At 67.7% G+C, this 21,603-nt stretch carries 17 protein-coding genes and 1 pseudogene; 8 read left to right on the top strand and 10 right to left on the bottom strand.

The window, feature by feature from the left end; all coding sequences use genetic code 11:
* The first annotated feature begins 880 nt into the window (after positions 1 to 880).
* Positions 881 to 985 (top strand): annotated as a pseudogene (locus VFV19_08460) (thrombospondin type 3 repeat-containing protein).
* 90 nt (positions 986 to 1,075) lie between these two features.
* On the top strand, positions 1,076 to 1,558 hold the full coding sequence (locus VFV19_08455; GenBank protein ID HEX4824333.1) for a putative metal-binding motif-containing protein: 483 nt from the start codon (positions 1,076 to 1,078) through the stop codon (positions 1,556 to 1,558).
* A gap of 17 nt (positions 1,559 to 1,575) precedes the next feature.
* Here the strand turns inward: VFV19_08455 and VFV19_08450 are convergent, their stop codons facing one another.
* On the bottom strand, positions 1,576 to 2,025 hold the full coding sequence (locus VFV19_08450) for a GreA/GreB family elongation factor (GenBank protein ID HEX4824332.1): 450 nt from the start codon (positions 2,023 to 2,025) through the stop codon (positions 1,576 to 1,578).
* 50 nt (positions 2,026 to 2,075) lie between these two features.
* Between VFV19_08450 and VFV19_08445 the strand changes: the two genes are divergently transcribed.
* The gene (locus VFV19_08445) at positions 2,076 to 2,831 is read left to right on the top strand and encodes a class I SAM-dependent methyltransferase (GenBank protein ID HEX4824331.1); all 756 of its coding nucleotides are present in this window, start codon (positions 2,076 to 2,078) and stop codon (positions 2,829 to 2,831) included.
* 15 nt (positions 2,832 to 2,846) lie between these two features.
* Here VFV19_08445 and VFV19_08440 read toward each other — a convergent pair whose 3' ends face one another.
* From VFV19_08440 to VFV19_08400, 9 genes are all read right to left on the bottom strand, one after another.
* On the bottom strand, positions 2,847 to 3,305 hold the full coding sequence (locus VFV19_08440) for a DUF420 domain-containing protein (protein ID HEX4824330.1): 459 nt from the start codon (positions 3,303 to 3,305) through the stop codon (positions 2,847 to 2,849).
* 31 nt (positions 3,306 to 3,336) lie between these two features.
* Complete coding sequence (locus tag VFV19_08435) at positions 3,337 to 3,696, bottom strand: cupredoxin family copper-binding protein (GenBank protein ID HEX4824329.1); 360 nt, start codon at positions 3,694 to 3,696, stop codon at positions 3,337 to 3,339.
* A gap of 50 nt (positions 3,697 to 3,746) precedes the next feature.
* Positions 3,747 to 4,724, bottom strand: coding sequence for a metallophosphoesterase (locus VFV19_08430; protein HEX4824328.1), 978 nt, complete (start codon positions 4,722 to 4,724; stop codon positions 3,747 to 3,749).
* Between the two features lie 21 nt (positions 4,725 to 4,745).
* Positions 4,746 to 5,870: an SUMF1/EgtB/PvdO family nonheme iron enzyme gene (locus VFV19_08425; protein ID HEX4824327.1), complete on the bottom strand. Its 1,125-nt coding sequence runs from the start codon at positions 5,868 to 5,870 to the stop codon at positions 4,746 to 4,748.
* A gap of 10 nt (positions 5,871 to 5,880) precedes the next feature.
* Positions 5,881 to 6,669: an SUMF1/EgtB/PvdO family nonheme iron enzyme gene (locus VFV19_08420; GenBank protein ID HEX4824326.1), complete on the bottom strand. Its 789-nt coding sequence runs from the start codon at positions 6,667 to 6,669 to the stop codon at positions 5,881 to 5,883.
* Positions 6,670 to 6,758: 89 nt separating this feature from the next.
* Positions 6,759 to 8,009: a hypothetical protein gene (locus tag VFV19_08415; protein ID HEX4824325.1), complete on the bottom strand. Its 1,251-nt coding sequence runs from the start codon at positions 8,007 to 8,009 to the stop codon at positions 6,759 to 6,761.
* Between the two features lie 345 nt (positions 8,010 to 8,354).
* On the bottom strand, positions 8,355 to 10,442 hold the full coding sequence (locus VFV19_08410; GenBank protein ID HEX4824324.1) for a sigma 54-interacting transcriptional regulator: 2,088 nt from the start codon (positions 10,440 to 10,442) through the stop codon (positions 8,355 to 8,357).
* A gap of 75 nt (positions 10,443 to 10,517) precedes the next feature.
* Complete coding sequence (locus VFV19_08405; protein ID HEX4824323.1) at positions 10,518 to 13,514, bottom strand: WD40 repeat domain-containing serine/threonine-protein kinase; 2,997 nt, start codon at positions 13,512 to 13,514, stop codon at positions 10,518 to 10,520.
* Positions 13,511 to 14,155: a sigma-70 family RNA polymerase sigma factor gene (locus VFV19_08400; GenBank protein HEX4824322.1), complete on the bottom strand. Its 645-nt coding sequence runs from the start codon at positions 14,153 to 14,155 to the stop codon at positions 13,511 to 13,513. Before VFV19_08400 ends, VFV19_08405 begins: the two co-directional genes overlap by 4 nt.
* 286 nt (positions 14,156 to 14,441) lie before the next feature.
* Between VFV19_08400 and VFV19_08395 the strand changes: the two genes are divergently transcribed.
* The 5 genes from VFV19_08395 to VFV19_08375 all read left to right on the top strand — a co-directional run bounded on the left by VFV19_08395 (position 14,442) and on the right by VFV19_08375 (position 21,582).
* Positions 14,442 to 16,526 (top strand): hypothetical protein, encoded by a 2,085-nt coding sequence (locus tag VFV19_08395; GenBank protein HEX4824321.1) that lies wholly within the window; start codon positions 14,442 to 14,444, stop codon positions 16,524 to 16,526.
* A gap of 151 nt (positions 16,527 to 16,677) precedes the next feature.
* Entirely contained in the window at positions 16,678 to 16,854 is a 177-nt protein-coding gene (locus tag VFV19_08390) for a hypothetical protein (protein ID HEX4824320.1), read from the top strand.
* 54 nt (positions 16,855 to 16,908) lie between these two features.
* Positions 16,909 to 19,917 (top strand): hypothetical protein, encoded by a 3,009-nt coding sequence (locus VFV19_08385; protein ID HEX4824319.1) that lies wholly within the window; start codon positions 16,909 to 16,911, stop codon positions 19,915 to 19,917.
* Positions 19,918 to 19,960: 43 nt separating this feature from the next.
* The gene (locus VFV19_08380) at positions 19,961 to 20,431 is read left to right on the top strand and encodes a hypothetical protein (protein ID HEX4824318.1); all 471 of its coding nucleotides are present in this window, start codon (positions 19,961 to 19,963) and stop codon (positions 20,429 to 20,431) included.
* Positions 20,432 to 20,511: 80 nt separating this feature from the next.
* Entirely contained in the window at positions 20,512 to 21,582 is a 1,071-nt protein-coding gene (locus tag VFV19_08375; protein HEX4824317.1) for an EamA family transporter, read from the top strand.
* Positions 21,583 to 21,603 lie beyond the last annotated feature (21 nt).

The following is a 21,603-nucleotide window of genomic DNA, read 5'->3' as shown; positions in this document are numbered from 1 at the left end:
CCCGGGCTCCGGCCGGATCTTGGCCAGCGTGAGCGGGTTGGATCCTCACTACCCGAACCGCGTGGTGGCGATCTCGGCGTCGACAGGGAACGTCGTCGCATCGACGCTCGTCGGAAGCGAGCCCGGCAAGCTCGCCCTGTCGGACGACGGTTCCGCCGTCTATGTCGCCCTCACCGGCGGGTTCTCCATCCGCAGGCTCGACACGGCGACCCTGACCCCGGGTCTCGAGTTCCCGGCATTGAGCGGCGGGGCCGTGTTCGACCTCGCCGTCGCGCCCGGAGGGCCGCAGACGGTCGCTGCCGCGGGAGCGGCAGAGGTCGCGGTCTACGACGACGGCGTGAAGCGCGGCACGTCGGCCTACTCGGCCAACGTCATCGAGTTCGGCGCGACGGCCGCGCGCGTGTACGGGTACTACAACCAGAGCTCTGCTTTTCCTTTCTCGAGAATGGACGTGGGCCCGGGCGGCGTGTCGCTCCTCGACTCGACGCAGAATCTCGTCACCGGCTTCGACGTCGACATCCGCTTCGATCGGGGACGCGTGTTCACTTCGGACGGTGACATCATCGACCCCGAAGCCAAGACGCGCATCGGAACGTTCCCCGGAAACGCCTCGACCTCGAAGGCCGTCGCCCCGGACCCGGTAACGGCTCGTGTCTATCTTCTCGAGAAGCCCAGCGCGTACACGATCGCGGCGTGCGACCGCGACACGCTCGCGGAGCTCGGCTCGCTCGCGCTTCCGACGGATCTCTCGTTCTACACGAGCAGCCTGATCCGCTGGGGCTCGAACGGGCTCGCCTTCCTGAACTCGGACGGCCGCGGCTACCTCCTCGGTCAGGTCGGCCACATCTACCTGCTGCGGACGGCGCTCGTTCCCGCGCATGACAGCGACGGAGACGGCATCCCGGACAGCGAGGACGACTGCCCGACGGTCAGCGACCCGGCGCAGTCGGATGCGGACGGGGACGGCGTCGGCGATGCGTGCGACGCCGAGATCTGCAACGGGATCGACGACGATCATGACGGGATCATCGATGAAGGCTGCGACGACGACGGCGACGGTTACTGCGATGCCCGGATGATCGTGGTCGCCGGCGCCACGTGCCCGCATGGAGGCGGTGATTGCGCGGATGACAACCCGGACGTCCATCCGGGCGCCCGCGAGTCGTGCAACGGCCTCGACGACGATTGCGACGGCCTGATCGACGAGCCGTTCGAAGACGCTGGACTCCTGTCGCTCGCGAAGCCGGCTCCGGGACAGACCGTGCTCAACTTCGCCGCTCCCGAACAATCGAGCACGTACGATGTCGTCCGCGGAAGCCTCGGCGTCCTCGCCTCCAGCCACGGCGAGTTCAGCGTGGCGACGACGGACTGCCTCGCGAACGACGCGGGCGCGACCTCACTCGAGGACGACCAGGCGCCCACGGCGGGCGGCGGTTACTGGTATCTCGTCCGCGTGAACCGGCTCGACGGAGACGCACCGACGTACGACGCCGAGGTGTGTCACCAGGTCGCGTCGCGCGATGCTTCGATCCAGGCTTCACCCGCCGCGTGCCCCTGAGCGTTCCCGAGGTCCCCTCAGTAGGAGACGTCGAGGATCTCGAGCTCTCTCTCGCCCGAGGGAAGCTTTGCGCGAACGGTGTCGCCGACCTCGGCGGAGAGCAGCGCCATCGCTATCGGGGAGACCCAGCTGATGTGGCCGCGCGCGACGTCGGTCTCGTCCACGCCGACGATGCGGTAGCGCACCGTCTCGCCGTTGCTCCGCACGGACACCGTCGCCCCGAACCGCACGATGTCGAGGTCTTCCGTGGGAGGGTCGAGGACGACCACCGACTCGAGGATGCGCGTCAGCTCGCGGATGCGCTCGTCAGGGCGGCGCTGCGCGATCAGCGCTTCGAGCTCGGCCTTCATCCGCTTCGCCCCGTCCGGCGTCACGTAGTTCGGGGAACCTTCCGGCAAGACCGAACGGAGCGGCTTGGGAGGCTGCTCCTCCGGCTGACTATCTTCTTTGATGAAGGCCCTGCTCATCTCCAAAGGATACCGACGTATTAGACTCCTCGCTTGCGAGCGGTGAATCCTTGAGCGACACGCCCGGAGTTCCCGACTTTTCCCTCGTCGCGAAGGAGTACCTCGCCGGCCGTCCCGGCTATCCCGAAGAGCTGTTCGACTGGCTCGCCGCCATTGCGCCGGCTCGAAACCTCGCCTGGGACGCGGCGACGGGAAGCGGCCAGGCGGCGTGGGGCCTGGCGCAGCGCTTCGATCGCGTGATCGCGACGGACATCAGCGCGGAGCAGCTGCGCCACGCCCGGCAACATCCGAAGATCGACTACCGCGTCGCGCGTTCCGAAGCGTCGGGCCTCGACGACCGCTCGGTCGATCTCGCGACGTCGGCCGCGGCTGCGCACTGGTTCGATCTCCCGAGGTACTACGAGGAGCTGCGACGGGTCGTGAGGCCCGGCGGCGTCGCCGTTGCGTGGACCTATCACGTCGCTCGCGCGTCAGACGCGCGGCTCGACGCGATCCTCTGGCGCCTCTACAAAGACGTCCTCGGCCCGTACTATCCGCCCAACGTGCTCCTGGTCGATGATGGCTTCGCCGGCATCGATCTGCCGGGTGAAGAGATCGAGGTGCCGCCGTTCTTCTCGACGCTGCGATGGAGCGCGCGGCAGGTCGCCATGTTCGCTGCGAGCTGGAGCCCGCTGCCGGCTTACATCGCCGCGACGAACACGAACCCGATCCCCGCGCTCGAAGCGGAGGTCGCCGCCTTATTCGGCGGACCAGACGTCATTCGAGAGCTGCGCTTTCCGCTGTACGTCCGTGCCTCACGTTTGTGAGGAGCTTCGACATGATCAGCGCGCCAGCGGCGCCAGGTACCACCAAGCGTAGGTCCAGATTCCGGTGAGCACGACCACCCACCACAGTCCGAGCTCGATCCGCATCCACCGTTTCCAGTTCGTGAAGCGCAGCCGCCTCGGGACGATCTCGGTTCCGGCCACCAGCACGATGTAGAGGCCGAGCGCCTCGGCCCCGGCTCCGAGGAGCGCGTGACTGCTCGCCACGGCAACGTAGCGTCGGCCCAGGCCCGCCGGCAGCCGCGGGATAACCTGCCCGCGGAACGACGGGACCATGAACCAGACAATCGCCACGAGGTTCAGAACCATCACGGTCGTCTGGCAGATCCCATGTGCGGTATAGAGCCGGCGTCGCGCCAGCCGCGCGCCCACGACGAGCGCCAAGCCCATCGCCACCTGGAGAAGCAGGCTCAGGTCCGCGGCGAACGTGGCGCCGGTGCCGAGAAACCCTCGCATCTCGATCCCCGCTAGCCGGCGTGCCGCGACTTCATTTCACGATGACCTGTCCCGTCATGTGCGGGTGGATCGAGCAGAAGTAGGGGTACGTCCCCGGCTTGTCGAACGTGTACGAGAACGTCTCGTCGGTGTCGAGCGTCTTCGACTTGAACGTCTTGTCGTCGGCAACGACCGTGTGGGGAATGTCGTCCCGGTTCGTCCACGTGACCTTGGTCCCGGGTGCGACTGTGAGCATCACCGGGCCGAAACTGAAGTTGTCGATCTTGACGTCCGCGGTGGGGGGCATCGCCGTCTCGGCCCGCGCTAGGACGACGGCCGAGCCCCCGATGACCAAAGTCGAGGCGAGCGCGAGCGCTGCGATCCGGCCCGTCTTCTGGATGAGTTCTCTCATGTCCGTTCCCTTCTTCGTGAGGTGAAATCTGTGAGGTGTCATTCGCGAACCTACTTGAGCGACGAGTCCACGATCGCGAGGGCTTGGCGTCCCCGAACGACGTTGACGTCGGTGATGCCGAGAAGGCCTCGCAGCTCGCCGGCCGGAACCACCATCGGACCTGGGGAATCGGCCTTGCCGGGGTGCGGCTGCGGGAAGGCCGTCGACGCGGCGGTGTGGAAGGTCACGTTCCCCTCGACCTTCTGCATGAGTTGGTGGATGTGGCCGTTGAGGACGGTCACCGAACCGAACTTCTTCAGGTACGACAGCGCTTGCGCGCTGTCCTCGGTCCCCCAGCCCCATTCGGGGTAGACCGACCACAGCGGCATGTGCGCGAACACGACGATCGGCGTGCTCGCCTTCCGATGCTTCACGTCGTGTTCCAGCCACTCGAGCTGGTCGGGACCGAGCGAGCCGAGCCCGCCCGGCTTCAGGTTCATCACATTGACGAGGCCGATGAAGTGCACGCCTTTCTTGTCGAAGCTGTACCACCCCGTGCCGTTCGTGGCCTTGCCGTAACGCTCGAGGTACTGCTTGCCGTCGTCGTTCAGGACGTCGTGCTCGCCGGGAACGTAGAACACATCCTTGGCGACCGCGCCCGTCAAGACTTGGTCTACGGTGTCGAACTCTTCGGCCTTCGAGAGGTGGCTGATGTCGCCGGTGTGGAGGATGAACTCCGGCGCCACCGGAAGGGCGTTGATCTTGTCGACCGCCGCTTTCAACGTGCCGACGACATCGCCGTTCGCGGCCTTGTTGAATCCCATGTGGCTGTCGCTGATCTGGACGAAACTCAGCTCGCCCGCCGATTTCCCGGAGCCCACGCGCGGCGCCGCTCCCATGGCATACGACTTCAGCACGCCGCCTTGCATGACGTAGAGCGCTCCGGTCCCCGCCCAGGCCATGCACCTCAGGAACCCACGACGGTCGACGCCGTCGTGGTAGTGGTCGTGCAGGATCACGTCCTTCTTGTCTTTCGTTTCGTCGGTCATGGTGTTCTCCTCGTTGTCGGCCTACGGACAGGCCGTGCTGACCCTCGTTGCCGAAGGGGCGCCGTGCGTCTCCTCGAATCCGTACGGGCCGCTGCCGCCCACGTTCTCCCCGCGGATGAGGTACCAGAACGCGTCGCCGCCGGAGGGAAGCTCAGGATCCGTGAAGGTGTCGGAGGCGAGGTTCGACACCAGGCATCGCTCGTCGGCGCCGGCCGTGCCGACGGGTAACCCTTTCACGTGCCCGCGCAAGACCGACGAGGTCGTTGCGCCGGACGCGACGTTCCACTTGAGCACGGCGCTCAATCCGCTCCGCGACACGCGGACGCCGTTGTCCACCTCCGCAGGAACAGGACCGGCATTCTCGGCGGCGCAGCGAAAGCCGATGAACCCGAAGATGGCGGTCGGCCTGCGGGCTCCGATGACGGCGAGTGGGCCCGCCCCGGTGTGATCGACGAACGAGCCGCCGCGCGTCAGCGCACCCGGACCGCCGATGATCGTGCTCGCCCCGGCGAGGCACATCCGGTCATCGCTGACGATGCCCCAGCCGGTGCACACGCTCGAGAGCGTCGTCCAGTCCGCGACCCACTCCTCGAGGTTGCCCGCCATGTCGAAAGCGCCGCGTGCGGAGACGCAGGCGCTGCGGGAGCCGGTGGCCGACAAGCCGCCGCTTGCGCTGTTGCAGTCGGTCGTCCCGTTGTCGGGCCCCGCGTCCGGCGTTCCGTCGGCTCCCACCTGCCACTCGGCGCTCGTCGGCAGCCTCTTGCCGGAGCTGGCGCACGCCTCTTGCGCCTGGAACCACGTGATGAACGCCGACGGGATCTCGGAAGGCAAGCTGATGGCGAAGATATCGCCGGCGCAGCTCTGACCATTGTCGGTGCAGGGGGTGTAGTTGTCCGCTCCCAAGCCCAGTTGCGTCGCCCCGCTCGACACCAGGTCGAGTCGTGAGGCGAGCCCGGATTGGATCTTCCGAACCAAGGGCGCGTTCGTCGTGGTGGGGTTCGGTACGCGCCACACGGTCGCCTCGTACCGGTCGAGGCACACGGTCCCCGCCGGCACCGCATCGGGCGCGCACGTGGCAGCGGTCGCCGCGGCGCAGAGGCCCCACCACAGCACCAGCGCGAGAACGGTCGTCACGCTCGTCTTCATCGTTGCCTCCCTAGCGCGCACAACGAAAGCCGATGAAATTCCGCGAGCTGAACGGCCCGCCGGAGCCGATCACGGCAAGCGGACCGGCGGACGTGCGGCTCCGGAAATCGCCGCCGCGAATGAGCGCGCCGGGACCGACGTCCGTCGTGCTCGCCCCGGTGAGGCACATCCAGTCGTCACTGAAGGCGCCCCAGCTGGAGCACGCCGTCGACAGCGGCACCCAATCCGCGACCCACTCGCTCAGATTCCCGACCATGTCGAGGGCGCCCCGAGCCGATTGGCAATCCGTGCGCGCGCCGGTGAGCGTGGCCGACCCCGTGTTGCTGTTGCAATTCGTCGTTCCGTTGTCCGCGCCGGCGTCCGGTGTTCCGGTCGCGCCGAGCTGCCACTCCGCGCTCGTCGGCAAACGCTTGCCGGCGTTGGCGCACGCTTCTTGCGCCTGGAACCAGGTGATGTCCGCCGAGGGGAAGAGCGCAGGCAGGCTCACCGCGTAGATGTCGTCGACGCAGCTCTGGCCGTCATGGCTGCACGGCGCGTAGTCGTCGCCGAGCGTGCCCAGCTGCGTCGCCCCGGCCACCGTCAGATCCGCACGGGTCACCGTTCCCAGCTGGATCTTTGCGACCAACGGCGCGTTCGTCGTGTTCGGATTGGGGACCCGCCACACGCTCGCTTCGTACCGATCCAAGCAGACCGCCCCTACGGGCACCGCGTCGGGGCCGCACGTGCGCGCGTGCGCCGCCGGCAGCGCAAGCGTGAGCAGCGCGAGGCCGAGGGCCATCGACATCACATTTCGCTTCATCGTTCTTCCTCCCGATCGATCATCTGTTGGAGAGTGGAAGGGCTTGCCCGGCGGGATCGCCGCCGGGCAAGCATCGACGGTGTCCAGGACTAGAAACCGATCGGCTGGGGGGTGAGAGCCTGACCGTTCACCGCCGAATGGGTGAGCTGGAAGGTGCGCGTGGCGACGCCCTGGTTGCCGTTGGCGTCGGTCACGGTGGCCTTGAAGGTCACGAAGTTGTCGAGCAGCGCGCTTCCGACGAACGGCGCCCCCACGACCCAGTTGAGGACCGTGCGGACGGCCGGCGTGCCGTCCTCGAGAAGAATGACCTCGCTGCCGGCCACGTTGAAGAGGCGGCCCACATTCACGTTGGCGAGGCCTCCGGCCGCTCCGGAGGGCACGCTGAACTCGAAGTCGAAGCCGGGAACGTTGCGGTTCGGATTGCCCACGCCTGCGGCCGGATCGTCGATGCGTCCGAGCGCCGCCGCGAGATTGGTGCCCGTGGGATCGACGGTGCCGTCCGAGTTCCCGACCTCGTCGACCACGACGTCGCCTTCCTTGTCGGTGATCGCGACCTGGATGAAGGCCAGCGATCCGTTCGGCGGCGCCAGGCCGAAGGTCACGGCCGACGGCTCGCGCGGGGCGAGGATCTGGACGACCGGCGCGGTGCCGCCGGCGACGCGGTTCGCCTCGCCGGGGTTCTGGGTCAGGCCGTTGCCCGACGTGCCGAAGCGATCGGTCACCGAGGTGTCGACGTTGAGCTTGATGCGGTCGAAGCCGACGCGGCCGGCGTTGTCGATGACGGCGACCGTCAGGTTGAAGCTGTGGGCGCCGCTTGCCGGACGGAGCGATTCGAGCACGTGCCACCCGACCCAGACCGTCACACCGGGACCGGGGGTGTCGTCCGACCCCGCGATGTTGAAGAGCGGGGCCAGATTCGTGTCGGCCCGGATGATCGTCCCCGTCGGCGTGACGAGATCTTCATCGAGAAAGACGAACAGCCCCGGGAACTGAGGGTTGAAGCTGCCCAGCTTGTCGACGTGACGGATGTTGACGTCCTCGTCGACGGAGATCGACGTGGTGTCACGCGTGACGATCTCCGCGACGATCGCCATTCCGGTGCCGTTGGGATTGCCGGCGCCGACGCGCCCATCGCCCGGCGCGATGAAGGCGCCGTTCAGTGGCGACGTGATCCGCACCTGGGGCGCGAGGCCCTTCGTGTCGACGGAGACGTGGGTGAGCGCGGCGCGGAGGCCGTCGCTCAGAGTGGCCGACGGCGCCGCGCTCGCGACGGGCATGAGCCCGAGGGACATCGACCCCGCGAAACCGATGAGGAATGCAGACCGTGCGTTCAAGTTCATGTGACGAACTCCCTTCGTGATGATTGGTTTGGTTTGCGACACGGCGGCGAGAGATGGCAACGCGCGTGCCATGGGCGTCGCGTCGCAGCTCAACGAGCGCAAACGCGTCAGAGCGCGCGCGATTTGCAGTGAGGGTCGCTCAGTGCGTTTCGATGTGGGCGAAGGGCGCACGCCAGCCGGCTGGCAGATTGCCATTCACGTTGGTCGCAAGCTTGTTGGTCGTTTGGCGAGAGCAAGAGTCCAGAGAAGGATGACGTACCGTTCTTGATCGAGGATTCAGGCGGCGTGACGGCGCTCGAGCGCCGCATGGCGCTCGAGTTTCGAGACTCTTTCGCGGGCGCGACTTCAGGCAGGACGAGAAATGCGGAGCTTGCTCATGCGCGCCTCGAGCGTGGTGCGCTTGAGCCCGAGGATCCGCGCGGCCCCTCGCTCACCGCTGACGCGCCATCCCACGCGCTTGAGCACGGTCTGGATGTGCTCGCGCTCGACGTCCTCGAGGGTCGCGATGGCTTTCGCCGCCGCGCCGGTGGCGGCGACAGGCGCCGCGAGCTGGTGGTCGTCCAGCTCGATGCGGCCTCCCGTCGACAGGATGACCGCGCGCTCGATGATGTTCTGGAGCTCCCGCACGTTGCCGGGCCAATGATACGCGGTGAGCTTGCGCATGGCGTGCTCGCTGATCGCGCTGATCGACTTCCCCATCCTCGAGGCGTAGAGCATCACGAAGTGGCGCACGAGACGGGGGATGTCTTCCTCGCGCTCGCGCAGGGGAGGGATCGGGATCGGGAAGACGTTGAGACGGTAATAGAGGTCCGCGCGGAACCGTCCCTCTTCGACCGCTTTCGCGAGATCACGGTTTGTCGCCGCGACCAGGCGGACGTTCACCTTGAGCGTCTGCGTGCCGCCGACGCGCTCGAACTCGCCCTCTTGCAGGACGCGGAGGAGCTTCGCCTGAAGCTCGGCCGGAAGGTCGCCGACCTCGTCCAGGAACAGCGTGCCGCCGTGGGCCAGCTCGAATCGGCCGACCCTGCGGGTGAGTGCGCCGGTGAAGGCGCCGCGCTCGTGCCCGAACAGCTCGCTCTCGATCACGCCGGTCGGAAGTGCGGCGCAGTTCACCTTGACGAGGATCTTGTTCTTGCGCGCGCTCAGACCGTGGATCGCACGGACGACGAGCTCCTTGCCCGTCCCCGTCTCTCCCGTCACGAGCACCGTGGAGTCGGTGGCCGCGACCTTCTCGATCTTGGCGAGGACGTTCCGGATGCCGGGGGACTGGCCGATGACGTCCGCGAACGGCGCCTCACCGCGGCATTCCTCCTGCAGGTACAGGTTCTCCTGCTCGAGCCGTTGCTTGAGCGCCGCGACCTCTTCGTACGCGAGCATGTTCGCGATGGCGAGAACGACCTGATCGGCGATTGCGAGCAGAAGCTCGGAGTGACTCTCGTCGTACCGTCCGACCTCCCGGCTGGCGACGTTCAGCGTGCCGATGACCTTTCCCTTCGCCGAGAGCGGCACCGAGAGGGCCGAGAGAAGCCCCTGCGCGATCAGCGCCGCATGTTCTGTGAACGATCCGTCTTCGCGGAGGTCGTGCGTCCGCATCGGGCATCCCGTCTCGAGGATCCGCGCGGTCCGGCTCCCCTCCCGCTTCCAGACCGTCTTGCGGGGGATGCCGGGCGGAAGCGGATCGGCGCCCGCGATGCGAAAGATGTTGAAGTCCCCTTCGGCCGAGTCGGTCAGGATGAGCGCCGCGCGGTCGAAAGGAATCACGCCCTGGAGCGCGCCGGCGATCGCCGAGAGGAGGCTCTCCCGGTCGAGGCAGGTCACGAGCGAGTTGTTCACCTGGAGGAGAACGCGCCAACGCTGCTCGGCGTGGCTCAGCCGGCGGGTGCGGTCATCGACGAGGCGCTGGAGGTTGTCGTTGAGCACTCGCAGCTCGTTCGCCATGCGCCGCGTCTGGATCTCCGCCATGACGGACGAGGCCAGGCTCCGAAGGATCTGGATCTCCTCGTCGGTCCAGTCCCGCGGCTTGGCGTCCGCGACGCAAAAGACGCCGAGGGCATGTCCTTCGGTCGTGGTGAGCGGGATTCCGGTGTACGCCATCTCCCCGATGCCGAAGACCGACGGATTGTCCTTGAAGCTCGACTCCCTGATGTCCGAGACGATGAGCGGCTCGCCCGACGCGACCACGTGCTTGCAGAACGAGTGCGTCAGCGGCGTCTGCCGGAGCGAAGCCAGCGGTTCCGGCAAGCCGGCGCAGCTCTTGAAGAACTGGCGATCCCCATCGACCAGGGACACGAGTGCGACGGGCGCACGCAGGAGCGTGGTCGCAAGACACGTCAGGCGATCGAAGGCCTCCTCGGGAGGCGTGTCGAGCAGGGCGGTTTGCCGCAGAATCGCGAGCCGTTCCGGGTCTTGGATCGTTTCATCGCCGTTGTGCACGATGGGACCCTCCACTACCGGTGCATTCGCTGGGCGCGGAGGAATCTTTCACGGAGCGGAAAAAACGCGGCAGGGCTACCAATCCAACCCGAGCTCGCGGAGCTCCTGACGCAGCTTCGGGATATCCCAGATCAAGACGCGGTGGTCCGAGCTGGTGGCGGCGAGGAATCGATCATCGGGGGCGAACGAGACGCTCCACAGGATGAATGAGCTGGCCGGAAGCCGGGCGAGCTCGCTGCCCGTCGCCGTGTCGGCGAGCAGGATTTCCTCGGGCGGCAAGGTGATCGCACAGAGGCTCGACCCTCGCGTGAACGAGATGACGGGGGAGAGCGGCCGGCTCGGCTGGCGGGGGATCGTGTGGACGACGTTCAGCGTGCCGACGTCGTAGAAACGGATCTCCTCCGACCCGCCGACCGCGAGCAGACGGCTGTCCGGACTGAACGCCACCGACACCGAGCCGGCGACCTTTAGCACGACCGGTGGATCGTGCGAGCCCATGCGCCGGATCGCGGCGTCGTGCCCATGCCAGTTCCCCCATGCCAGCCAGCGGCCGTCCGGGCTCACACGGGGGTCGTTGCTGCCGGGTTCGAGCTCTCCTCGCGCATCGATCTCATCGCTGGCGAATCGACCCTCGGCCCACGACCAATGACCCGCCGTCGGCCCTCTCCAGATCGACAGCCACCGCTCACCCCCGTCGAAGATCTCCGCCGAAGTGGCGTCCCGAAAGTGGCGATCGCCAAGCCCCGGAAGCTCGATGCGCTCGGCGCGCAGCCGGCTCGTCGAGGGATCCGTCCGTAGTTCCCAGGCGCAGAGCCGGTCCAGCGTGATCGCGTAGAGTCGCGTGGCGTCCGCGCTGAATGCGATGCGCAGCGCCGGTGCGTCGTCCATCACTCTGAGGACCTCGCGGGTCGTGCGATCCAAGATCCGGATGCCGTCGGGTCCTCCGGTGGCGAGCCAGCGCCCCGAGGCGCTGAACACCGCCTCCCGAGGGCCCTTGTCCTTCTCGTGGAGGGGAACCTCCTCGAGTGCGAAAGGCGGCTGGAGCTCGACCAGAGTCCAGTCGACGTTGTTGGTCAGGAGAAACGCCGGGCGATCGCCGGCCGCGTAGACGGCTTGGGCCGCTTGACTGGAGAGCAGCCGGCCGTCCCGCAGATCCACGAGGAACGCCTGGCTGTCCCATGCGACGGACATCAGGAAGCGCCCCGCAGGATCCGTCGCCAAGAAGACCGGCTCGGCTCGATGCAGTCTGAGAACCAGCCGAGGAGCGTTCATCGACGGCCAGTCCCAGACACGGACCGAGAAGTCGCCGTGCGCGGTGATGAGGCTCTTGCCGTCCGCGGTCCAATCGGCGGCGAGGCCCATCTCGGGAGCATCCAGCCGTCGGACCAGGGTGCCGTCCTCCAGGCGACGAATCTCGATTCCCCTGCGTCCCAGTCCGGAGATGAGGAAGATGGGCTCGGTGGGGTGGACCGCGAGAGCGCCCGGAACGTAGCCAAGCGGTTGACGGGCGGACTCGCGTCCCGACGCCAGATCGAACACCTGGAGGTGGCCTTCCGTGCGGGCGGCGATCAGACGCCGGCTATCGGGCGTGAAGGCGAACAGCGCGATGTTTCCGACGACCAGGCTTTGCGTGTGGGCGGACAAGTTCCAGACACCCAGCACGTTGTCGCGGTACTTGACGGCCAACCACGACCCGTCGGGGCTGAAGGTGCCGAAGTCGGCCGGGCTCCCGGCGGGGGGCAGCCGGAGAAGCTCCGCGTCGTTCTCGATCGAATGGACCGAGACGGTGCGATCCGAGTTCCATCTCATGTAGCGCCTGAGCTGACGATCCGGCCGTGATGCCAGAACGTCGGTTGCGGGAAGACTCCATTGCCGCACGACGCGCAGCTCGGGGGCGGTCAGTGCGGCGATGGCGGCGTTCCGCAGATCGATTCCGGGGCGGATCTTCGCGGCGGCCTTGATCGCGGCGAGCGCGCGCGTCCGGCGATCCACCTCGCTGCTGCTCGTGAGCGCGAGCGCCTGATTCAAGAGTGATGCGCGGAGATCCTCGCGCGCGCGTCCCTCCGCGGCCTCCGCGCGGCCGCGAAGCGCCGCCTCCCTCCCGGCCCGCTCTTCCGCCTGGCGCCGCTGCGACTGCTGGAACCACGACGCCCCGAGAGCGAGCAAAGCCGTGAGAACGGCGATGCCGATGATCTGGGTCGCGCGCCGCGCACGGTGCTCGTTCCCGTAGACGCGACGGATCGAGCGGCCGGCGAGGAGGACGTTCAGGTCTCCCGCGAGCTCCGCGGCGTTGGCGTGCCGCTCCGATGCCTTGGGGGCACACGCACGGCTGAGGATCTCGTTCAGCTCCATCAGGCCGCTGCGCTCGGAGGCGGGCCATGCATCGAGCTCGCCGGGCAGGTCCGGGAAATCGCAGCGATCTTTGCCCGTCGCCGCCTCGTAGAGGAGCCTTCCCAGGCCGAAGATGTCGGCCTGCGTCGAGCCGGGCCCTTCGGGGGGAATGAACCCTTCCGTACCGACGAACGACTTCGCCTCGTCGGCGCCGGTGACCAGTCCGATGTCGGCGAGCTTGGCCTGTCCGTCGACGAAAATCACGTTCGACGGCTTCACGTCGCGATGCACGAGACGGTGGCGATGGATGTGGTCCAAGGCGCCGGCGAGCTGGACGCCGAGCGCGAGCACCTCGATCTGGGGCAGCCGCCCCCGCGCCTTCAGTTCGGAGGCGAGCGTGCGTGGCTCGTAGTCGGCAAGTGGGGCCGCCGGATCCCCATCGACGGCGTCCGCGATCTCCATGACGTAGTAGAAATACCCCGCGGTATCGTCGCGCCCGACGTGGAGGATGTGGACGACGCCGGGGTGAGAGCGGGAGATCGGCTCGAACTGCCGGATCCCGGCGAACTCCCGCTCGTAGGGGCGCTCGCTCGAAAAGCGCTTGCGCATCACGACCTTGATCGCACGCAGCTGGCCCGCCGCGCTTCGCGCGAGCCAGACCCCTCCGTAGCTGCCGCCGCCGATCGGTTTCAGGATCTCGTGATCGGCCACGAGCGGGAGCGGCGCTTCGGCACTCGTCACACGGGGCGGCCCTTCAGCCTTTCGCCCTCGATCCGGCGCGCGGCGCGCTTGACGGCGGCAGAGACGCGATGCCGCACGAGATAAACCTGCGCGGCGTTCATTCCGAAGGTCGATGCGACCTTCGCGACCGGCCACTCCTTCAGCACGCAGGCATCGAACACCTGGAAGTGTTTCGGGATCACCTCGGCGCGCACCTGCGCGATGGCGGCGTCCAGCACGGAGCGTTCCCACTCTTGGTCCCAGGCGTCGCTCAGGCTCATCCCGTCCCGCATCACGATCGCGTCCGCATGGCCCGTCTCTTCGAGCGTCTCCGGCGTGATGCCCGCCTCGGCCGGCCGGCGCCCGAGTCTCCGGAAGTGATCCGCGACGCGGCGGCGCAGGATACGGAAGAGCCACGCTTTGAACGAACCGAGCGCCGGATCGTACCGGAACTCGGGAATCTCCTTTGCGACGGCGATCACGGTGTCTTGCACCACGTCCTGTGCGTCGACGTCATCGAGGCCGGCGCGCCTGGCGACATTGTAGAGCAGGCGCCAGTAGCGATCGAAGAACGTCTGCCAGCTGTCCCTGTCCTCGTGATCGCGCAGCCGGCTGAGCAGCGATCGTCGCGTTGCGAGGGACTGCTCGTCGGTCAAGGTCACGGTCCGGATCCTCCCCTAGAAGCATTCGCGCGCGACGCCGTTTTCTTGCAATGTTCGATGAGATATCTACGGGACATCCCCCGGTGACGGCAAGCGCGCGGCGCAACGAGGCGCTTTGGCATTCTGCCGGCCGGATGACGCGGTGTGTGTGAGGCGGCGGGAACCGAGCGCCCGACCGCGCGGGCCAACTCTCTTCTCCTGAGGCGCTTGCGGCCGAGGCACGGCGCCGGCGTGCGCGTGGCACACGCGTTGCCTTGCCGTCACGAACACTCGAGAGGAGCCCGAGATGAGAGCACTTCAAGTCGGCCTGCTTCTGGCGTGCCTGCCGTGTCTGGTGGCGGTGGGGGATGAGCCCGCTGGACCGATCGCGGCTGCGCCCGGCGCGATCCGGAGCTTTCACGCGACCCCGTTCGAATTCAACGGCGACGTTCGGTCGCTCCCCGGACCCGCGCTTGAAGCACCGAGGCTCGCGCCCGGCGAGCTGCGCCCGATGGACGACGGCGTCGGCGAGGAGGAGCCGTTCCTACCGGGCGAGCTCCGCCGCCCCGGCAATCGCCCCGAGGCGATCGGCCCTTCTCCCACCGACCTCGCCCCGCTCGTCGCGGCCCCGGCCCCCTTGGCGAGCTTCGAGGGGATGGCGAACGCGGACTTCGGTCAGAACGTGGTGCCGCCGGATCCGTCCGGCGCCGTCGGGAAGACGCACTACGTCCAGTTCCTGAACAGCTCCAACGGGGGAACCGTCGGCATCTACGTCAAGAGCACCGGCGTGCGGGCGTCCCAGTTCTTCTATCGCACGCTCTTCGCCTCGCTGCCGACCGGGACGACGTGCGACGGCACGGGCCACAGCGACCCGCAGGTCAGCTACGACAGTGCCAACGATCGCTTCATCTTGATGGACATCACGACCGCTGCTCCCTTCCAGTTCTGCATCGCGGTCTCGAAGACCGGCGACCCGGTCACCGGCGGGTTCTTTCTCTACACGATCGCCGCGAACCAAGGCAGTGCGACCCTCCCCGACTACGAGAAGATGGGAATCTGGCCCGACGGTCTCTATTGGGGCTCGCAGGGCGGCGGAATCGTCGGTGGCGCTACCGCATGGGCGGCGGACATCGCCAAGATGGAAGCCGGGCTGCCGACGAGCATCCTCGTCGCCTCGATGGGCAGCATCACCCTTCAGGGGGTCGAGACGGTTTTCCGGCCGGCCCCCAGCACGTTCAATGTCAAGAGCGGAGCGCCGCCCAGCGGCACGCCGAACTACTTCATGACGATGTTCGACGGGACGACGCTGCGCGTGTACAAGTTCCACGCCGATTTCGTCACGCCGGGGAGCTCCACCTTCACCGGTCCGACGAACGTGTCGAGCACGTGGACGATCACGGGCGCGACCCTGACGAGCACCGCCGACCCCCTCGACACGCTGCGCGAGCACACGATCCAAGCCTCGGTCTACACGAACATCGGCGGCGTGGAGTCGCTCTGGGGCCAGCACACGGTCGGGAACCCCAGCAGTCCATCGATCGCCGTCCCACGCTTCTTTCAGATCGTCGTCACCGGCGGCGCCGTCTCGACCACGCCGCGCCAGGACATCGAGTGGAGGCCCGACAACACCCTCTCCCGCTTCATGACAGGCGTGGGCGTGGACCAGAACGGCGACATGCTCCTGGAGTACGACGCGACGAGCTCGTCCCTGAACCCCGGCATCCGTTACGCCGGTCAGCTCGGAACCGCGGCGCTGAACACGATCTCGTTCACCGAGGCCACGCTCGTGAACGGGGGCGGCGGGTTCAGTGCCCTCTGCCCCTCCACCTGCACACGGTGGGGCGATTACTCCAATGTCTCGCTCGATCCCGAAGACGGCTGCACGCTCTGGTTCACGAGCGAGTACATGGCCGCGACCGGTTTGAACTGGAGCACGCGTATCGGAGCCGTCGCACTGCCGGGGTGCTCGAGCTGCCTCAACGCCGCGAACGGCACGTCGTGCAACGACGGCGACTCCTGCACTTCGAACGATACCTGCCAGGCCGGGACCTGCATCGGCACGCCGGTCCCGCCGCCCGGAGAGGTCAACGGCGTGCGGGTCGACCGTGTCGCCGGGTCGACGCTTGTCACATGGACTCTGGCGCCAGGCTCCACTCGATCGGATGCCGTGCGTGGCCTTCTGAGCGCGCTGCCGGTTGGGCCGGGCGGTGGCGATGAGGCGTGCTTCGACGACATCTCGGGTGCGTCGCTGTCGGACGCGACGAACCCGGTTCCGGGCAGCGGCTTCTGGTACCTGATCCGCGGCGAGAGCGCGTGCGGCCAGGGGCCTCTCGGATTCGCCACGCAAGGCTCTGCGCTGACGGATCCGCGGGTGACCACGACCTGTCCGTGAGCCGACGAAGGAGAACCACATGACACTGCGGATCACATACGAAGCGCGATCGGACTCGAGGTCGGCGCTGCTCAGGGTCGTAGGAAGTCTCGTCGCGGAGGGAGCGGCCCTCGTGGAGCGCGAATGCGAATGCCTTCGATCACGAGGCTCGGTGAGTCTCGATCTCGCCGGCGTCCACATCGTCGACCGGGCCGGCGTCGAAGCTCTTCAGCGGATCAGCAACGCCGGCGTCGAGATCCTCTGCCGCCCCGGACCCGTCACGAGCGTGCTGGAGGGGGAAGGAATACGCGTGACGTGGGACGACGACGCGACGGCGCCCGACTCGTAGGCTCGGTTCTTGCCGGTTAGAATCGTGCGCCCGATGCCGTAGTATCCCCAGACGATGAGTGAGACCGCGATGCGACGTGGCGCCATGCTGTTCCTTCTGGTCCCGGCTGCGCTCATGGCGCTCCGATCATCGGCGGCCGCCACCGTTCCCGACGCCATGCTCGACGGATTGTCCTGGCGCCTCGTCGGTCCCCACCGCGCCGGGTGGAGCACCGTCGCCGTCGGGGTCCCGCAACAACCCGAGACGTTCTACTTCGGCGCGGCAGGGGGAGGGGTCTGGAAGACGACCGACGCGGGAAGGACGTGGGTCTCGGTGTTCGACGACGGACCGCCGTCGATCGGTGCCTTGGCCGTCGCCCCGTCCGACCCGAACACGATTTACGTGGGAACGGGGCAGGCGACCTCGCGCTACGACGTCGCCGCCGGCGAGGGCGTGTTCAAATCCGTGGACGGCGGCGCGACGTGGAAGCCGGCCGGCCTCGAGAAGACCCGGCACATCGGTGCGATCCTCGTCGATCCGAAGAACGCGAGCGTCGTGCTCGTTGCGGCGTTGGGACATGCGTTCGGCCCCAACGCCGAGCGCGGCGTTTTCCGCTCCGAAGACGGCGGCGCGACGTGGAAGCCGACGCTCGCCATCGACGAGAACACGGGAGCGGTCGATCTGGCGGCAGACCCCGTCGCACCGGACGTCGTCTTCGCCTCGGTGTGGAGCGTGCGCTACAAGCCGTGGCTGAGCTACTTCGCGCCGACCGACGGCGAGGGGAGCGGCGTCTACCGCTCGAAGGACGGCGGCAAGACCTGGGCGCGCGTCACCGGAGGCGGCTGGCCCGAGGCGAAGGTGGGTCGCATCGGCCTGACCGCGGCGCATGTCGGATCGTCGACGCGCGTTTACGCGGCGGTCGCGTCGGGCGAGGAGGGTGGTCTGTACCGCTCGGACGACGCGGGGGTCACCTGGTCGCGCGTCAACTCCGAGCGCGGCCTGGGCAGCGACTACTTCGGCCGCCTGACCGTCCTGCCCGGCGATCCCGACACCGTCTTCGTGATGGGGCGCTCGATCCGACGCTGCACGGGCGGTGGCGCGAACTGTTCGGTCTTCAAGGGCGCGCCGGGTGGCGACGATTACCACGATCTCTGGATCGACCCCAACAAACCGGAGCGCATGATCACCGCATCGGATCAGGGAACCGTCGTGACAGTGAACGGCGGCGAGAGCTGGAGCAGCTGGTACAACCAGCCGACCGGCCAGCTCTACCACCTCGCGACCGACAACCGGTTTCCCTACCGGATCTACGGCGGCCAGCAGGACAACGGCACGGTGTCGATCGCGAGCCGGAGCGATTACGGCCAGATCACATTCCGTGATTGGAACCCGGTCGGGGCCGACGAGCGCGACTACGACATCCCCGATCCGCGGAATCCCGACATCGTTTATGGCTCGGGGCTTGGCGGGCGGCTGTCGCGATGGGATGCGAGAAACGGCGAGGTGCAAAACATCTCCCCGTGGCCGGTGTCGAGCTACGGCGCACGGCCGACCACGGTGCCCTACCACTACACGTGGATCACGCCGATCGCGGTGTCGTCCGCCCCTCCGTATCCTCTTTATCAGGGTGCGCAGGTGCTGTTCCGCTCGACGGATCTCGGGGCGAGCTGGAAGGCGATCAGCGAGGACAGGACGGCGCGTGGAGACGCGGCGAAGAATTGCGGTGGCGATCCCGATCCGGCGCGCGCGAAGGCCTGCGGGTACGGCACCATCTTCAGCATCGGCCTGTCGCCCAAGACCAACGACACGATCTGGCTGGGGAACGACGACGGCACGGTGCGCGTGACGCGCGACGCGGGAAAGACGTGGGCCGACGTCACACCCCACGACGTCCCCGTGTGGTCCAAGATCGTGAGCATCGACGTCTCCGGGATCGATCCGGGAACCGCCTACGTCGCCGTCGACAATCACCGCCAGGACGATTTCTCCCCGCGCGCCTTCCGTACGAGCGACTACGGGAAGACCTGGACGGCGATCGGATCGGGCCTTCCGTCCGGCGAGTTCATCGGCGTTCTCCGTGCCGATCCATCCCAGCGCGGCTTGCTCTATGCGGGCACCGATCGCGGCGTTTACGTTTCCTTCGACGACGGCGCGCGCTGGCAATCGCTGCGCCGGAACTTGCCCAAGGCGATCGTCACCGACCTCGTGGTTCACGGCAACGATCTCGTCGTGTCGACGCAGGGGCGCGCGATCTGGGTGATGGACGACATCAGCCCGCTGCGCGAGATGGCCGCGATGCCGTTCAAGGAGAGCGCCCATCTCTTCCCGCCGGCGACCGCGGTCCGCGTCCGGCGCAACCAGAACAAGGACACGCCGCTGCCGCCCGATGAGCCGACGGGAAAGAACCCGCCGGCGGGCGCCGTGATCGACTACTGGCTCTCCCGCGATGAGGCGCTGACCGTGCGCGTCGAGATTCGCGACGGGAGCGCACGCATCGTCCGGCGCTTCGCCAGCGACGATGCGACGCCCAAGCTTCGCGTCGATCGCTACTTCGCCGATCGGTATGTGCGGCAGGAAGCGCCGCTTTCCGCCAAGGCGGGCGTTCATCGTTTCGTCTGGGATCTGCGCACCGAGCGTCCTCGCTGCGCGCGCTACGAGTACAGCATCGCGGCGGTCGACGGCGAGGACACGCCGAAGGTCCCCGAGGGGATGCTCGTACCCCCCGGTGTCTATCAGGTCACCTTGGTGGTGGGCGACAAGAAGTACGTCGCGCCGCTGCGCGTCGATCCCGACCCCCGCGTGCCGGTCGACCTCCCTTCGCTCGAAGCGGCCTTCTCGCTGTCACGCGACGTGGTGACGCAGCTTGCCCGCCACATGGACGCGACCGCCGCCGCTCCGGAGACCCGGGAGCGGCGGGGAGGCGAGCGCGGCGAGCTCGACGCGATCGGCGGCGCGCTCACCGATCTGCAGATTGACCTCGAGGGGTCAGACCGCGCGCCCACCGAGCCTCAGCGAGAAGTTCTGGCGGATTCGAAGAAGCGATTGGATCGGGCGCTGGCTACGGCGGGCGCTGAGGGGCACTGACGTCTCCTCTTTCCGCGCTACCTCCGCGCCGCGAGGTTGTGACATGCTCCTGAAGGCCTACACCGCGTTTCACGTCGTCATCAGCGTGCTCGGAATCCTCGCAGGGTTCGTCGTGATGGTGGGAATGGTCACCGCGGATCCCATGGACCGCTGGACGGCGTTTTTCCTCGTGACGACGGTTGCGACGAGCGTCACCGGGTTCTTCTTCCCGGTATCGCGAGTCACGCCGGCGCACGTGGTCGGCGTGATCTCCCTGGCGATCCTCGCGCTGGCAGTCTACGCCCGCTATCCGGCGCACCTCGCCGGGTCCTGGCGCTGGATCTTCGTCGCAACCGCCGTCGCGGCGCAGTACTTCAACGTCTTCGTCCTCGTCGTTCAGATGTTCCAGAAGATCCCCTCGCTGAAGGCTCTGGCGCCGACGCAGAAAGAGCGCCCGTTCCAGCTCACGCAAGCGGCGGTCCTTTTCGCCTTCGTCGCGTGGGGCGTTCTCGCGGCGCTGAGGTTCCACGTATGACGCGCCATCGCTCGACCGGTGCCGTTCTCGAACTCCTCGACATCGGGACGCTCGCGCCCAAGCCGCGCTAGATCTCGAGCGTGAACCGGCAAGCCTTGTCGCCGCGCGTGGAAGCCATCGTCGCTGCCGTCCTCTTCGGTGCGGCGACCCCTGTATCGAAGCTGCTCCTGGGGACGATCCAGCCGCTCCAGCTCGCAGGACTGCTCTACTTGGGTGCGGGATTCGCGGGAGCGCTCTACCTCGTCGTGAGCACGAAGCGCTCCGATTCCAGGGGATACCGGCTGAGCCCGAATCAAGTCCTCGCGCTCCTCGGCGCGTTGGTGGCCGGCGGACTTCTCGCGCCGATCCTCTTGTTGTACGGCCTACGCGCGACTCCTGCCGGAACGACGTCGTTACTGCTGAATTTCGAATCGGTCGCGACCGCGCTGATCGCAGGCGTCGTCTTCCATGAAGCCGTCGGCCGCCGAACGTGGCTGGCGATCGGCCTGATCACGGCGGCGGGTTGCCTCCTCGCATTGCGGACGGCGGCGAGCTGGGGACTGTCGTGGGGCGTCCTCGGCATCGTCGGCGCGTGCGTGGGTTGGGGTCTCGACAACAACTGGACGCGACTGATCTCCGATTGGGACCCGATGGCGATCGTTTGCATCAAGGGGCTGGGCGCGGGGAGCCTGACGTCGGCGCTGGCGCTCGTGCTTGGCCAGCGATTTCCCGAATGGCGGGAGGCCGCGATGGCGGTCGGGCTCGGCGCCGTCAGCTACGGATGGAGCATCGCGCTCTTCGTTCGAGCGCTGCGGGAGCTGGGCGCCGCGCGGACCGGCGCCCTGTTCGGGACGGCGCCGTTCCTCGGCGCGTTGGTCTCGTGGGCGATCCTGAAGGAGACGCCGAGCGCGGCGACCGCCGTCGCCGCGCCGCTGATGCTCGCCGGCGCCTGGCTCCTCCTCACCGAATCGCACGGGCATTTCCATCACCATCCCGCGCTGGAGCACGACCACACCCACACCCACGACGACGGGCATCACGACCACGTCCACGCCGGCGGCGACGTGCCTCCCGGGACGCGCCATTCCCATCCTCATCGGCACGAAGCGATGACGCACGAACATCCGCACGCGCCGGACCTCCACCACCGGCACGGTCACCGCCGCGGGTAGCGACTCTGCGCAAGCTCGGCG

This window comes from Candidatus Polarisedimenticolaceae bacterium, from assembly GCA_036275915.1.
GTDB lineage: Bacteria > Acidobacteriota > Polarisedimenticolia > Polarisedimenticolales > DASRJG01 > DASRJG01.
Note: the sequence above shows the minus strand (reverse complement) of the source record. Positions and strands in the feature narration are given on the sequence as shown.